The sequence below is a fragment of the Sedimenticola hydrogenitrophicus genome, from assembly GCF_029017505.1.
GTDB lineage: Bacteria > Pseudomonadota > Gammaproteobacteria > Chromatiales > Chromatiaceae > Sedimenticola > Sedimenticola hydrogenitrophicus_A.
The window spans coordinates 56801-71299 of sequence record NZ_JAQGEI010000011.1 but is presented as its reverse complement, the minus strand read 5'-3'; the positions used below and the strand labels follow the sequence as shown (position 1 = coordinate 71299).

General features: G+C 65.1%; 16 protein-coding genes. 14 read left to right on the top strand and 2 right to left on the bottom strand.

What is annotated here, in order from left to right; all coding sequences use genetic code 11:
- The first annotated feature begins 4 nt into the window (after window positions 1-4).
- The 8 genes from mltB to O9K64_RS08740 all read left to right on the top strand — a co-directional run bounded on the left by mltB (window position 5) and on the right by O9K64_RS08740 (window position 6780).
- Entirely contained in the window at window positions 5-1024 is a 1020-nt protein-coding gene (mltB, locus tag O9K64_RS08775) for a lytic murein transglycosylase B (RefSeq protein ID WP_275097702.1), read from the top strand.
- Window positions 1024-1881, top strand: coding sequence for a septal ring lytic transglycosylase RlpA family protein (locus O9K64_RS08770; RefSeq protein WP_275097701.1), 858 nt, complete (start codon window positions 1024-1026; stop codon window positions 1879-1881). Before mltB ends, O9K64_RS08770 begins: the two co-directional genes overlap by 1 nt.
- Before the next feature lie 176 nt (window positions 1882-2057).
- Complete coding sequence (locus O9K64_RS08765; protein ID WP_275097700.1) at window positions 2058-3212, top strand: D-alanyl-D-alanine carboxypeptidase family protein; 1155 nt, start codon at window positions 2058-2060, stop codon at window positions 3210-3212.
- A gap of 2 nt (window positions 3213-3214) precedes the next feature.
- Complete coding sequence (locus O9K64_RS08760; protein ID WP_275097699.1) at window positions 3215-4093, top strand: D-amino acid aminotransferase; 879 nt, start codon at window positions 3215-3217, stop codon at window positions 4091-4093.
- A 5-nt stretch (window positions 4094-4098) separates the two neighbouring features.
- Entirely contained in the window at window positions 4099-4371 is a 273-nt protein-coding gene (locus O9K64_RS08755; protein WP_275097698.1) for a YbeD family protein, read from the top strand.
- The gene (gene lipB, locus O9K64_RS08750; protein WP_275097697.1) at window positions 4368-5039 is read left to right on the top strand and encodes a lipoyl(octanoyl) transferase LipB; all 672 of its coding nucleotides are present in this window, start codon (window positions 4368-4370) and stop codon (window positions 5037-5039) included. Before O9K64_RS08755 ends, lipB begins: the two co-directional genes overlap by 4 nt.
- Window positions 5032-6018: a lipoyl synthase gene (lipA, locus tag O9K64_RS08745; RefSeq protein ID WP_275097696.1), complete on the top strand. Its 987-nt coding sequence runs from the start codon at window positions 5032-5034 to the stop codon at window positions 6016-6018. The genes lipB and lipA overlap by 8 nt, the downstream gene beginning before the upstream one ends.
- A 3-nt stretch (window positions 6019-6021) precedes the next feature.
- Complete coding sequence (locus O9K64_RS08740; protein ID WP_275097695.1) at window positions 6022-6780, top strand: YdcF family protein; 759 nt, start codon at window positions 6022-6024, stop codon at window positions 6778-6780.
- A 324-nt stretch (window positions 6781-7104) separates the two neighbouring features.
- On the opposite strand, the gene murI is transcribed toward O9K64_RS08740, so the two are convergent.
- Both murI and O9K64_RS08730 read right to left on the bottom strand, forming a co-directional pair.
- On the bottom strand, window positions 7105-7920 hold the full coding sequence (murI, locus tag O9K64_RS08735; protein WP_275097694.1) for a glutamate racemase: 816 nt from the start codon (window positions 7918-7920) through the stop codon (window positions 7105-7107).
- Window positions 7910-8356, bottom strand: a complete 447-nt coding sequence (locus tag O9K64_RS08730) for an FxsA family protein (protein WP_275097693.1) — start codon at window positions 8354-8356, stop codon at window positions 7910-7912. Before O9K64_RS08730 ends, murI begins: the two co-directional genes overlap by 11 nt.
- Window positions 8357-8737: 381 nt before the next feature.
- Between O9K64_RS08730 and cutA the strand changes: the two genes are divergently transcribed.
- The 6 genes from cutA to accC all read left to right on the top strand — a co-directional run bounded on the left by cutA (window position 8738) and on the right by accC (window position 14479).
- Entirely contained in the window at window positions 8738-9049 is a 312-nt protein-coding gene (gene cutA, locus O9K64_RS08725; protein ID WP_335342260.1) for a divalent-cation tolerance protein CutA, read from the top strand.
- Window positions 9028-11376 (top strand): protein-disulfide reductase DsbD, encoded by a 2349-nt coding sequence (locus tag O9K64_RS08720; RefSeq protein ID WP_275097691.1) that lies wholly within the window; start codon window positions 9028-9030, stop codon window positions 11374-11376. The genes cutA and O9K64_RS08720 overlap by 22 nt, the downstream gene beginning before the upstream one ends.
- The gene (locus O9K64_RS08715) at window positions 11373-11906 is read left to right on the top strand and encodes a TlpA family protein disulfide reductase (protein ID WP_275097690.1); all 534 of its coding nucleotides are present in this window, start codon (window positions 11373-11375) and stop codon (window positions 11904-11906) included. Before O9K64_RS08720 ends, O9K64_RS08715 begins: the two co-directional genes overlap by 4 nt.
- Before the next feature lie 301 nt (window positions 11907-12207).
- A complete protein-coding gene (gene aroQ, locus O9K64_RS08710) occupies window positions 12208-12648 on the top strand; it encodes a type II 3-dehydroquinate dehydratase (RefSeq protein ID WP_275097689.1) in 441 nt (146 codons plus the stop codon).
- A gap of 26 nt (window positions 12649-12674) precedes the next feature.
- Window positions 12675-13124, top strand: a complete 450-nt coding sequence (gene accB / locus O9K64_RS08705; protein WP_275097688.1) for an acetyl-CoA carboxylase biotin carboxyl carrier protein — start codon at window positions 12675-12677, stop codon at window positions 13122-13124.
- A gap of 14 nt (window positions 13125-13138) precedes the next feature.
- Window positions 13139-14479: an acetyl-CoA carboxylase biotin carboxylase subunit gene (gene accC, locus O9K64_RS08700; protein ID WP_275097687.1), complete on the top strand. Its 1341-nt coding sequence runs from the start codon at window positions 13139-13141 to the stop codon at window positions 14477-14479.
- Window positions 14480-14499 lie beyond the last annotated feature (20 nt).

Below are 14499 nucleotides of genomic sequence, written 5' to 3'. Positions count from 1 at the left end.
CGGCATGTTAAGCACCCTGACCAAAATCGGCACTCTGGCGGCCCTGCTTTACTGGCACGGTGCGGTCCTGGGGGCGCCCCCGGCAGACGAGGTCGAAGCGCTGATCCAGGATCTGGCCGCGGAGAAGGGGTACCCCGTGGAGACCCTGCGCGAACTGCTGCAGGGAGCCAGCCGCAACCAGCTGGTGATCGACAGCCTCGACCGTCCGGCCGAGACCATCCATACCTGGAAGAGCTACCGGCCGATCTTCCTCCAGCCCAACCGCATCGAGGAGGGGGTCGCCTACTGGGAGAAACACCGGACCACCCTGGAGCGAGCCCAGGCGGTCTATGGCGTGCCGCCGGAAATCATCGTGGCGATCATCGGTGTCGAGACCTTCTACGGCAAGCGGCCCGGCAGCATCCCCATCCTCGACGCCCTCTACACTCAGGCCTATCACTATCCGCGACGCCATGAGTTCGGGCGTACCCAGCTGAAGGCCTTCCTGCAGATCCTGATGGAGGAGCGAATGGAGCCGGCCATGGCGCTGGGCTCCTATGCCGGCGCCATGGGCACCCCCCAGTTCATCCCCACCAGCTACCTCAGCTATGCGGTGGATTTCGACGGTGACGGCAAGCGCGACATCTGGGGCAATGACGCCGATGTCATCGGCAGCGTGGCCAACTACTTCAGCCGCCACAACTGGCGCCAGGGGGAGGCCGTGGCCCTGCCGGCCCGACCGATCGAACCGGGGCAACCCCATTATATAGAGCCGGCCCAGCGGGCGGCGCCACCCAACACACCGCTGCTGGAGCTGGCGGCGGCCGGCGTCGTCACCGCCCCCCCCGGTGTTGCGGATGACACCAAGGCGACCATTCTCCACCTCCAGGGCGACGCCGGCGCCGAGTTCTGGCTGGGACTGAACAACTTCTATGTCATCACCCGGTATAATCACAGCAACCTCTACGCCATGGCGGTCTACCAGCTGAGCCAGGAGATCCTGGCGCTGAAAAACGGGGCGCTGAAAAACGGGACGTCCGGCTGATGGCCGCCGCCATGCCGGGAAAACTGCTGCTCCTGGGGCTGGCCTGCGCCACGCTGCTGGCGGCCTGCTCGACCCGCCCCTCCCTGCCGCCCGGCTTTCCGGACAGCGGCGACAGTGCACCGGCGCGGCGACTCGATCCCCATGCCATCGCCGATGCCACGCCGCGGGCCGAGCCGGTCAGCCGGCGCGGCAACCCGGCCACCTATGTGGTGCTCGGCCAGCGCTATCAAACCCTGCCGAGCAGCCGGGGCTACGTGGAGCGGGGCATCGCCTCCTGGTACGGAACCAAGTTTCACGGCCGCGCTACCAGCAGCGGCGAACCCTATGACATGTACGCCATGACCGCCGCGCACAAGAGCCTGCCGCTGCCTACCTATGTCCAGGTGACCAATCTGCGCAACGGCCGCACGGCCATCGTCAAGGTGAACGACCGCGGCCCGTTCCATGACAACCGGCTGATCGACCTCTCCTATGCGGCGGCCACCAAGCTGGGCATTCTCGGCGAAGGCACCGGCCTGGTGGAGGTGCGGGCCCTCGATCCCGGCATCCCGCCCGGACAGGCTCCGGCTGCGCCTCCGTCAGCCCCGGTCAGTCCGCTCATCCAGGCCAGCCATCCGGCGGCCCCCGGGCTGTTCATCCAGGTTGGCGCCTTCAGCAGCCGGCACAACGCCGACCAGCTGAGCCGGCGACTGGCCGGTTCCCTGGGCGAGAGGGTGCGCATCCAGCAGATCGACAACCGGGGGCAGCCGCTGTTTCGGGTGCAGATCGGCCCCCTGGCCGGCGTGGAACAGGTGGACAGCCTGAGCGTCAACCTGGCTTCGCTGGGCATTGTCGAGACCCAGGTCGTCATCGACTGACGACCACGCCGGGCGGCGCGGGTGAACCGGCGCACAGAAACGGCGACTCCGCTCGGATGGCGTCGGCCATCAGAAGCAGTTTTGACCCCGCATTCGGGTTAGAATAAACGGACAACCGACAGAACCTCGCCAGTTTTATGCTGTCTTCAGGTCCAAGTAACCGACAAAGGAATACCATGTTTGCACGTACCACCAGAGCCAACCGCCTCGCCCTGTTCGGTCTCTTCTGGACCGCCCTGATCGCCCTGCCCACCAATGCCGCGCCGGTACCGGCCCCACCCAGCGTCGCCGCCACCGGCCACCTGCTGATCGACTTCGACAGTGGCCATGTGATGGCCGAGAACAATGCCGAACAGCGCCTGGAGCCCGCCAGCCTGACCAAGATCATGACCGCCTATGTGGTCATGAAAGAGATCCAGGCGGGTCAGGTGACCCTGCAGGACCAGGTGCTGGTAAGCAAAAAGGCCTGGCGTACCCCCGGTTCGCGCATGTTCATCGAGGTGGGGAAAAAGGTTGCCCTTGAGGTGCTGCTCAAGGGCATGATCATCCAGTCCGGCAACGACGCCAGCGTCGCCCTGGCCGAGCATGTGGCCGGCAGCGAGGAGACCTTCGCCAACCTGATGAACGACCACGCCAAGCGCCTGGGGATGGTGAACACCCACTTCGTCAACAGCACCGGACTGCCGCACGCGGAGCACTACACCACACCACGGGATATCGCCCGGGTGACCCGTGCCACCATCCGCGAGTTCCCGGATATCTACCAGTGGTATGCCACCAAGGAGTTCACCTTCAACAACATCAAGCAGCACAACCGCAACAAGCTGTTGTGGCGCGACGACGCGGTGGACGGGGTGAAGACCGGTCATACCGAGGCCGCCGGATACTGCCTGGTGGCCTCGGCCAAAAAGGATGGCATGCGCCTCATCGCGGTGGTGATGGGAACCAGCAGCGAGGATAGCCGCGCCAGCGAGAGCCAGTCCCTGCTCAACTACGGCTTCCGCTTCTTCGAGACCCACCGGCTCTACAGTGCCGGCGAGAAGCTGACCAGTACGCGGGTATGGAAGGGCAGCCAGGAGCAGCTGCGCCTGGGGCTGGCCAGGGACCTCTACATCACCATCCCCCGGGGACAATACCAGAACCTGAATGCCGGGATGCGCATTGAGCCGCAGATCATGGCCCCGGTGGCCTCGGGACAGCCGCTCGGCGCGGTGACCGTCTCCCTGGACGGGCAGAACATCGTCGAGACCGAGCTGGTGGCGCTGGATTCGATCGCCGAGGGGGGAGTGGTGCAGATCGCCAAGGATACCGTCCTGTTATGGCTGGAATAACGATGACGGAGCGACCAGCGGAAATCTATCTCAATGGCCGCTTTCTGCCGCCGCAACAGGGCCAGATCTCGGTCATGGACCGGGGCTTCCTGTTCGGCGACGGGGTCTACGAGGTGATCCCCTGTTACAGTGGGCGACTGTTCCGGCTGGAGGAGCACCTGCGCCGGCTGGACAACAGCCTGCACGCCATCCGCATGCGCAATCCCCTGGAGCGGGATGAGTGGCGGGCGATCCTGAAACGCCTCATCAGCCAGCTGCCGGGGGCGGACCAGTCGATCTACCTGCAGGTCACGCGCGGCTCCAGCGGCCAGCGCGACCACGCCATCCCCGCCGGCATCGCGCCGACCGTCTTCGTCATGACCCAGCCGGCGCTCTACCCGGACCCCACCACCCTGGCGACGGGCATCAAGGCCATCACCCTGGCCGACAACCGCTGGCTGCGCTGCGACATCAAGGCGATCACCCTGCTGGCCAATGTGCTGCTGCGCAGCGAGGCGCTGGACCAGGGGGCGGGCGAGGCGATCCTGATCCGCGACGGACAGGCCACCGAGGGGGCCGCCAGCAACCTGTTCATCGTCCAGGCGGGGGAGCTCCTCACCCCGCCCAAGAGCGACCGGCTACTGCCCGGGATCACCCGCGACCTGGTGCTGGAGCTGGCGCACCAACACGGATTGCCCTGTCGTGAACAGGAGATCAGCGAGGCGATGCTCGACAGCGCCGACGAGATCTGGGTCACCAGCTCCACCAAGGAGGTGACGCCGGTGGTGGAACTGAACGGCCGCCGGGTTGGAAACGGCACACCCGGCCCCTTCTACACCCGCATGGCCGCCTGCTACGGCGAATACAAGGCCCTGCTCCAGGCGGGCCGGATACAATCCTGAGCAACATGAACGAACAGAAAGAGACCCTGCTGGAGTTCCCCTGTGAATTCGCCGTCAAGGCGATGGGGCTCGCCAGCCACCCGGACTTCGAGGCACTGGTGGTGGAGATCGTTTCGCTGCACGTGCCCGACCTGCCGCACCAGGCCAGCCGCAGCCGCGCCAGCAAGAACGGCAAGTACCTGTCGGTGACCGTCACCTTCCAGGCCACCAGCAAGGCGCAGCTGGACGCCATCTATTACGCTCTCACCGCCCACCGGGACGTGGTAATGAGCCTATGACGGCCGACCTCCCCACCCGGCCGCCGCTGATCCGGGAGCTTGGCCGCCAGCCCTACGAAACGGTGTGGCGGGAGATGCAACGCTTCACCGCCGAACGGGACGACACGACCCGCGACGAGATCTGGCTGGTGGAGCATCCGCCGGTATTCACCCTGGGCCAGGCCGGCAGACCGGAACACCTGCTTACCCCCGGCGATATCCCCGTCATCCGCACCGATCGCGGCGGCCAGGTCACCTATCACGGGCCGGGACAGCTGCTGGCCTACCTGCTGCTCAACCTGCGGCGTCACCGCCTGGGGGTGCGCCAGCTGGTCACCCTGATCGAGCAGAGCATTGTCGACCTGTTGCGGGACTACGGCATCGCCGCCTACGCCCGTGCGGACGCCCCCGGGGTCTATGTCGACGCCCGCAAGATCGCGGCCCTCGGGCTCCGCGTCCGGCACGGCTGCAGCTTCCACGGCCTGAGCCTGAATGTGGACATGGACCTGGAGCCGTTCAGCCGCATCAACCCCTGCGGCTTTGCCGACCTGCAGGTGACGCAGCTGCGCGATCTGGCGCGGCCGGAGGCGTTATTCAGGGTGGGTCACCGGTTGACCCGCCACATCCTCGGGCGACTCGGCTACAATCAACACCAACAGACGACAGGCGATCTCCCATCTCATGAGTAAAGTCGAAGACCACAACGCCCCGTCTCGGGCAACCCCCGAGACCCACCAGCGCGGCAGCGAGAAGCTGGCGAGAATCCCGATCAAGGTCGAGCCGACCCGGGTGATGCCGCGCAAGCCGGACTGGATCCGGGTCAAGCTGCCCAGCGGCGAACGGGTCAACGAGATCAAGCAGATCCTGCGCCAGAGCAAGCTCAGCTCGGTGTGCGAGGAGGCGGCCTGCCCCAATCTCGGCGAGTGCTTCAGCCACGGCACCGCCACCTTCATGATCATGGGGGATATCTGCACCCGCCGCTGCCCGTTCTGCGACGTGGCCCACGGCAAACCGCTGCCGCTCGATGCCAACGAACCGGCGGAGCTGGCCGAGGCGGTGAAGGCGATGCGGCTGCGCTACGTGGTGGTCACCTCGGTGGACCGGGACGACCTGCGCGACGGTGGCGCCGGCCACTTCGTCGACTGCATCACGGCGCTGCGCGAGCACAACCCGGAGACCCGCATCGAGATCCTGGTGCCCGATTTCCGCGGTCGTGTCGAGGTGGCGCTGGAGGCGTTTGCCGAAACCCGGCCGGACGTCTTCAACCACAACCTGGAGACCGTCCCCCGGCTCTACCGGCAGGCCCGCCCCGGGGCCGATTACCGGGGATCGCTGGAACTGTTGGACCGCTTCAAGCGGCGCCACCCCGAGGTGCAGACCAAATCCGGCCTGATGCTGGGGCTGGGCGAGACGCATGAGGAGGTGCTGGCGGTGATGCGCGACCTGCGCGACCACCAGGTCAACATGCTGACCCTCGGCCAGTACCTGCAACCGAGCCGGGAGCACCTGGCGGTGGACCGCTTCGTCACCCCGCGGGAATTCGATCAACTGCGCCAGGAGGGTGAGTCGATGGGCTTCTCCAACGTGGCCAGCGGGCCGCTGGTGCGCTCCTCCTACCACGCCGACCTGCAGGCCAACCCGCTGCTCGACCGCGACGAGCGGGGTTAGACGATGAATCAGGAGATCGTCTGGACCCTGAAAAATCTACTTCTGCCGCCCGGCATCCTGGTACTCCTCGGCCTGATCGGCCTGCTGATGGTCCGGCGGCTGCTTGGAAAGCTGCTGCTGTTGTGCAGTGTGGTCGCGCTCTACCTGGTATCGACCCCCTTTTTCTCCAGCCAGCTGATGGCTGGTCTGGAGTCCCTGCCCGCATTGACCGAGGCACAGATCGGCAGCTCCGACGCCCAGGCCATCGTGGTGCTGGGGGCGGGTCGGCGCGACGCGGCTGCGGAATTCGGGCCGGGGGACACCGTCAACACCCTGCATCTGGAACGGCTGCGCTACGCCGCCTGGCTATCGCGCAAAAGTGGCCTGCCCCTGATCACCAGCGGCGGCAAGCCGCTCAGCCGCGGCCTCAGCGAGGCGGCACTGGCCCGTGACGTACTGGAGAAAGAGTTCGGCGTGCCTGTGCTGACGATCGAAGAAGGGAGCCGCACCACCCGGGAACAGGCGCATGCCCTGAAGCCGCTGCTGGAGCAGCGCGGCATCCGCAAGATCCTGCTGGTGACCCACGCCTGGCACATGCTGCGCGCCCTGGATGTATTCGAGGCCGCCGGGATCGATGTACAGCCGGCGCCCACCGGTTTCGCCCACACCCCGGGCACCCAACCGAGCTACCACGACTGGCTGCCGAACGCGGGGGCGCTGCTGGACAGCTACTACGCCCTGCACGAGCAGCTCGGGCGCTGGTGGTATCGACTGCTCGGCTAAGGTAAGCACCAAGATAACCACCCCATAAGGGGTTGGGGCTCTTTTCCGTTTCGTATGGGTAATGCAGCGCCGTAGCCTGGATGAAGCCGCCACCGCCGAAACCGGAATGATCATGAGTGCCCGCGGCGGCGTAATCCGGGGTTTGGGGCAGACGCCGGGCAATGCCCCGGATTACGCCCGTCTGGGCTTGCGTGTCTATCGGGCTTTTGTGGGACGGGCTTCATCCGGGCTACAAACTGCCTCCCTTCCTACCCACACAATTCGGAAAGGACCCGGGGTTGGTAGTGGTTATCTTGGTGCTTACCGGCTGAGAGCTTGTGAAGATTACTCCACGCCGGCCGACAGCCGCTCCAGCGGACAGCCCGGCCGCCACAACCGGGCCAGTTGCATCCCGGAGGACTTGGGATCGCCGCTTACCCAGAAGTGTTCGCCGCCCGTCCCCGTCCCGCTCCGCAACAATCCCAGGGCATCCAGACGGCGCTGCAGCTCCCGGGCGATCGCCGGGCCGGTATCGACGATCTCCACTTCCGGTCCGGCCAGTTCCCGGATCAGCGGCGCCAGGAAAGGGTAGTGGGTACAGCCGAGCACCAGGGTATCCACCCCCTGTAGCCGCAGGGGCTGGATGATGGACGCCACCAGCTCCCAGGTCTCCTGACTCGCCAGGGCTCCCGACTCCACCTGTTCCACCCAGCCATGGCACGGCTGCACGATCACCCGGCGCTGTTGGCCATGGGTCGAGATGAGCCGCTGGAATTTTTCGCTACCCAGGGTACCCGCGGTAGCCAGGACCCCGACCACACCGCCACGGCTGCGGCTGATGCCCGGTTTCAGCCCGGGCTCGACGCCGATCACCGGCAGCGCAAACTGCCGCCGCAGCTCCGCCACCGCCACGGCCGTGGCGGTGTTGCAGGCCACCACGATGGCCTTCGCCCCCTGCTCCGCCAGGAACCGGGTGATCGCCAGGGAGCGGGCGACAACATAGTCCGCGGGCTTGTTGCCATAGGGAATATGGGCGCTATCGGCCACGTACAGCAGCGCCTCCGCCGGCAACAGCCGGCGAATCTGCGTCAGTACCGAGAGTCCGCCGATCCCGGAGTCGAATACGCCGATCGGCGCGGCCGCGTCCAGCTCACTCATCATCCCGACGGCATTCACCCTCGATGACGCGATGCTCCGTGTTGCGCTGTTGCGGATCATTCCCCGGAGCCGGATGCAAGGTGCCGGCGCGCTTCAGGAACCAGACGATCATGGCACGCCGTACCGGCGGCACCAGGCAGAGGAAACCGAACAGGTCGGTAAAGAAGCCGGGTAGCAGCAGCAGGATGCCGCTGAGCAGCAGCACCACCCCTTCCAGCATCTCGATCGCCGGTACCTCGCCCCGCTCCATCCCGGCCCTGACCCGCAGGGCGGTGGAGAAGCCTTGCAGGCGCACCAGCAGCCCACCCAGCACGGCGGTGAAGACGGTGAGGAAAATGGTCGGCAGGGCGCCGATCCGGGAACCGACCTCGATCAGGAAATAGAGCTCAACCAGGGGGATGCCGACAAACAGCAGCAGAAGCGCGAGTAATGGATTCATGGGGGCAGAGCTTACGCCCCGCCACTGCCCGTTTCAAGATGACCCCGACCAAACCGGCTCAGCCCGGATCGCCTGAATCTTTCTCCTGATGCCCCAACCCCCGCCCTCTTTACGCACGCCTGGTGCAGCACGAAGGCCGCCCCCCCGCCGGGTCGACTTAGGGCTCGCGCAAGAATAATTTCGCAGTACCGAGGGCGTAACTGGGCCACGCTGGCAAGGCACGCTTTGCAGGCAATGGCCGTTCCCTTGGCAAAAAGCGTAACGCCGCCAGCGGGGTTCAGTTGCGACCGAATACCGAAACTTATTTTTGCGCGAGCCCTTAACATTTTGCGCGCGAACGGGCAATCCTGTATCTTCCGCCACATGCCTGTGGACAAGCTTTTGATCTACTGTACCTGTCCCGACCAGGCAAGCGCCGACCGGATTGCCGGCCTCCTGGTTGAACAACGACTCGCCGCCTGCGTCAGCATCATCGCCCCGGTAAAGTCGATCTATACCTGGCAGGATAAGCTTGAGACGTCGGAGGAGTGGCTGCTGCTGATCAAGACCACGCAAGCGCGTTACGCGGACCTGCAGCAGGCCATTCTCTCCCTCCATCCCTATGAACTACCGGAGATTATTGCGGTCCCTGTACAACGGGGACTGCCGGCCTATCTCCACTGGATTGATGAATGCACACAACAACAAGATTGAATCTACTGACGCTGTTGCTGATCCTGCTGCTGTTACCGGGCCTCGCCGGCGCCCAGGAGGAACCGGACTACCTGCTGCCCCAGCAGGCGTTCAAACTCTCCGCCCTGGCCGAGGATGCCGGCAGCATCCGCGCGACCTGGCAAATATCCGACGGCTATTACCTCTACCGCGACAAGTTCAAGTTCACCAGCGAGACCCCCGGCATCACCCTGGGGGAGGCCGAATTCCCGGCGGGAAAAATCAAAACGGATCAGTTTTTCGGCGACATGGAGGTGTACCGTAACTCGGTATCCATGCGGATTCCCATCGAGCGCGCCCCCGGCGCGGACGCCACCCTGACCCTGGCCACGGTCTCCCAGGGCTGTGCCGATGCCGGTCTCTGCTATCCGCCGCAGAAGGAGACCGTGACCCTGTCGCTGGCCCCCGCCGCCAAGGCAGCCCCCGCCGCCACGCCGGCCCTCGCCGCCCTGGGTAAATTGGGCGGCAACCTGGGCCAGGCGCTGGGGCTGCAGGACGAGGACGAGATACTCACCCCGGAGCAGGCCTACCAGCTCTCGGCGGAAGTCGAGCGGCCGGACCTCATCCGCCTGATCTGGAGCATCGCCGACGGCACCTACCTCTATCAGGACAAGATCCATGTTGAACTGCTGAGCGGCGAGGGGGTACAACTGGGCCGCTTCCAGCTGCCACCCGCCGAGATGAAGCAGGATGCGCTGCGGCCCGACGGGACGATCGGCGATCTGCCGGTCTACCACAATGAGATCAACCTGCAGCTACCGCTGATCCGCAGCATCCCGGCCGCCACCGACATCCAACTCCAGGTGGGCTACCAGGGCTGCGCCGAGTTGGGAGTCTGCTATCCACCGATCCGCAAGACCCTGTCACTGGCGCTGCCGCCGCTGGCGGCCGCACCGGACACCCCCTCCCCCCTGCAGCAGGCGCAACAGGCGTTGATCGCCACCCAGACGCCCAACGCCGCCGTGGCCAGCCCCGTCGCAGCCAACGTGGCGGCGGAGCCGGTTTCCGAACTGGACAGCATCACCTCCGCCCTGGCCGGCGGCAACACCTGGCTGGTGATACCGCTGTTCTTCGGCCTCGGGCTGGCACTCTCCCTGACCCCCTGTGTCTTCCCCATGATCCCGATCCTCTCCGGGATCATCGCCGGGCAGGGCAGCCGCATCACCACCCGCAAGGCGTTCACCCTCTCGGTGGTCTATGTGCTGGCCATGTCCCTCACCTACACCGCCGCCGGGGTACTGGCGGGACTGTTCGGGCAGAATCTGCAGGCGGCCTTCCAGAACCCCTGGATTCTCAGCTTCTTCGCCCTGGTGTTCGTCCTGCTGGCCTTCTCCATGTTCGGCTTCTATGAGCTGCAGCTACCCAGCCGCTGGCAGAGCAAGCTGGCGGAACGCAGCAACCGGCAGAGTGGCGGAACCCTGGCCGGCGTCGCCGTCATGGGCTTCCTCTCGGCGCTGATCGTCGGCCCCTGCGTGGCGCCGCCCCTGGCCGGCGCGTTGATCTATATCGGCCAGACCGGCGATGCCATGCTAGGCGGCCTGGCGCTGTTTACCCTGGCCATGGGCATGGGCGCACCGCTGATCATCATCGGCACCTCGGCCGGCAAGTATCTGCCGCGCGCCGGCAGCTGGATGGACAAGGTGAAGGCGGTGTTCGGCGTCGGCATGCTGGCGGTGGCCATCATCCTGCTGGAGCGGATACTGCCGGTGGAGGTCTCGATGCTGCTGTGGGGCATCCTGCTGGTGGTGAGCGCCATCTACATGGGCGCCCTGCGCGAGCTGGCGGTGGAGGCCTCGGGCTGGGATCGTTTGTGGAAGGGCCTCGGCGTGGTGGTGCTGATCTACGGTACGCTGATGCTGATCGGTGCCGCGGCCGGCGGCCGGGATACCGTGCAGCCTCTACGTGGCCTGATGGCGGCCAGCGGCGGCAGTGAGGCGGCCCACCTGCAGTTTCGGCGCATCAAGAGCGTGGCCGACCTGCAGCGTGAGGTCGCTTCGGCCAGCGCCGCCGGGAGACCGGTGATGCTCGATTTCTATGCCGACTGGTGTGTCTCCTGCAAGGAGATGGAGCGCTATACCTTCAGTGACCCCAAGGTGATCGCCACGCTCTCCGACACTGTCCTGCTGCAGGCCGACGTGACCGCCAATGACGCCCAGGACGTGGCCCTGCTGCAGGGCCACTTCGGCCTGCCGGGCCCACCCAGCATCATGTTCTACGGCCGCGACGGCAAAGAGCGCAAGGGCTACCGCGTGGTCGGCTTCATGGGACCCGAAGACTTCAACAACCACGTAAGGAAGGCGCTGCAATGACGACCCGTTCTCTCCTGGGTTCCCTCCTGATGCTCGCCCTGCTCCTGCCGGGCCTCGGCCTGCTGGCCGGCTGTGAACAGGAGCCGCCGAAACCGAACCTGACCGGCAACGCCGAGAGCCGCATGCCGGCCTTCAGTTTTGCCAACCTGGAGGGTGAACAGCAGGCCAGCAGCCAGTGGAACGGCAAGGTTCTGGTGGTCAACTACTGGGCCACCTGGTGTCCCCCCTGCCGCAAGGAGATGCCGCTGTTTATTGAAACCCAGCAGAACTATGCCGACCGGGGGGTACAGTTTGTCGGCATCGCCATCGACGACCCGCTCATGGTGCAGGATTTCGTCGATATCTACGCCATCAACTTCCCGACCCTGATCGGCAATGCCGACGCCATCAGGCTCTCCAACCGCATGGGCAATCGCTTCGATTCGCTGCCGTTCACCGCCATCTTCGACCGCCAGGGCAACACCCGCTACATCCAGGTGGGCGAGCTGAGCCGCGAGGTGCTGGAGCGGGAGCTGCAACCCCTGCTGTAGTGGCAATTCCCCAGGTTGCAAACCGCCCATGGGGCGGGCCATGCCCGCCGCTCCACCCTGGCCCGCACACCGACAAAGGCGCCCACGGGACGCCCTATGTACCGGGGTATCCGAGGTGAGCGCCTTATGGGTAATCAAGTAATCCTTTTAATTCGCGATAAATTTTCGCCGAACGTGACGTTATCTTCGTTAAAATCTGGACAAACTGGAGCTGCTCCGTCAGAATTTGCCCTTAGCTGGAACTTTTTCAACCGCAGCATCACCGGTGCAGCGTCCGCGCGCACCGCTCAGGTAGACAATCATGGCGACCATCCTGGTACTGAACGGACCCAACCTGAATCTTTTGGGGACCCGGGAACCCGAGCTGTATGGCCGGGACACGCTGGCCGATATTGAAGAGCGGCTGACCCACCTCACCCAGGGTGCGGGACACAACCTCACCTTCACCCAGAGCAATGCCGAACATGAGCTGATCGAGCGCATTCACTGCGCCCGCGACGAGCAGATCGCCTATATCATCTTCAATCCAGCTGCCTTTACCCATACCAGCGTGGCGCTACGCGACGCCCTGCTCGGGGTGGGCATACCCTTCATAGAAGTGCACCTCTCCAATGTTCACGCACGGGAGCCGTTTCGCAGGCACTCCTATTTTTCCGATATCGCTGAAGGCGTCATCAGCGGCCTGGGGGTGCAGAGTTATGAACTCGCACTCGCCGCCGCCCTCAAGCGCCTCAGCCTCTAGCCACTGAACCGGGATTTACAGCCACAATGGATATCCGCAAAGTAAAAAAACTGATCGAACTTATCGAAGAGTCCGACGTCGCCGAGATCGAGATTCACGAAGGAGAAGAGTCGGTACGCATCAGCCGTGTCAGCTCGACCCCACCCACCATGTTCATGACCGCCCCGCAGCCCCAGGTGGCCGCGGCCGTGGCGCCGGTCGTTGCCCACGATGCCGTGGCCGAAACCAAGCCGGAGCTCACCGGCCACGCGATCCGTTCGCCCATGGTCGGCACCTTCTACCGCTCCCCCACCCCCACCTCAAAACCCTTTGTCGAGATCGGCCAGCACGTCAGCGTGGGTGAAACCCTCTGCATTATCGAGGCCATGAAGATCCTCAATCAGATCGAGTGTGACAAGTCCGGGGTCGTCACCCAGGTCCTGGTGGAGAACGGCCAGCCGGTGGAATACAACGAGCCCCTGTTTATTATCGACTAAAGGCCCCTGTCGCTATGATCGAAAAAATCGTCATCGCCAACCGGGGCGAAATCGCCCTGCGTATCCTGCGGGCCTGCCGTGAACTCGGCATCAAGACCGTGGCGGTCCACTCCGAGGCGGACCGGGAGTTGAAGCATGTCCGGCTGGCGGATGAGACCGTCTGCATCGGCCCCGCCCCCTCGGCCGGCAGCTACCTGCAGGTCCACTCCATCATCAGCGCCGCCGAGGTGACCGACGCCATGGCCATCCACCCCGGTTACGGCTTTCTCTCCGAGAATGCCGATTTCGCCGAACGCGTGGAGGAGAGCGGCTTCATCTTTATCGGCCCCAAGCCGGAAACCATCCGCCTGATGGGCGACAAGATCACCGCCATCGAGGCGATGAAGGCCGCCGGGGTACCCTGTGTCCCGGGCTCCGATGGCCCCCTCGACAACGATGAGCGCAAGACCCTGAAAATGGCCGCCGGGATCGGTTATCCGGTGATCATCAAGGCGGCCGGTGGCGGCGGTGGCCGCGGCATGCGCGTGGTGCACACCGAGGCGACCCTGCTCAACGCCATCTCCCTGACCAAGGCGGAGGCGGGTGCCGCCTTCGGCAACGATACCGTCTACATGGAGAAGTACCTGGAGAATCCCCGGCACGTGGAGTTCCAGGTGCTGGCGGATACCCACGGCAACGCCATCCACCTGGGCGAGCGCGACTGCTCCATGCAGCGCCGGCACCAGAAGGTGGTGGAGGAGGCGCCGGCCCCGGGCATCTCCGAAGAGCTGCGCAACCGCCTGGGCGAGCGCTGTGCCGAGGCGTGCCGCCGCATCGGTTACCGGGGCGCCGGCACGTTCGAATTCCTCTACGAGAACGGCGAATTCTATTTCATAGAAATGAACACCCGCATCCAGGTGGAACACCCGGTAACCGAGATGATCACCGGCGTCGACATTGTCAAGGAGCAGCTGCGCATCGCCGCCGGCGAGGCGCTCGCCTACCGGCAGTCCGACATCCAGATACGCGGTCACGCGGTCGAGTGCCGCATCAATGCCGAGGACCCGGTCACCTTCATGCCGAGCCCCGGTGACATCACCCATCTGCATATCCCGGGCGGCCCGGGTATCCGCGTGGACACCCACATCTATGACGGTTACCGGGTACCACCGCATTACGACTCCATGATCGGCAAGCTGATCGCCCATGGCGAGAACCGCGCCTCGGCCATTGCCCGCATGCGGACCGCCCTCGCAGAGATGGTGGTGGACGGCATCAAGACCAACATCCCGCTGCAGCAACGGATCATGGTGGACGAGGCATTCGTCAAGGGTGGCGCGAACATTCATTACCTGGAAAAGAAACTGGGTATCTAGTCGCAAGCGGCGGGCCCGCG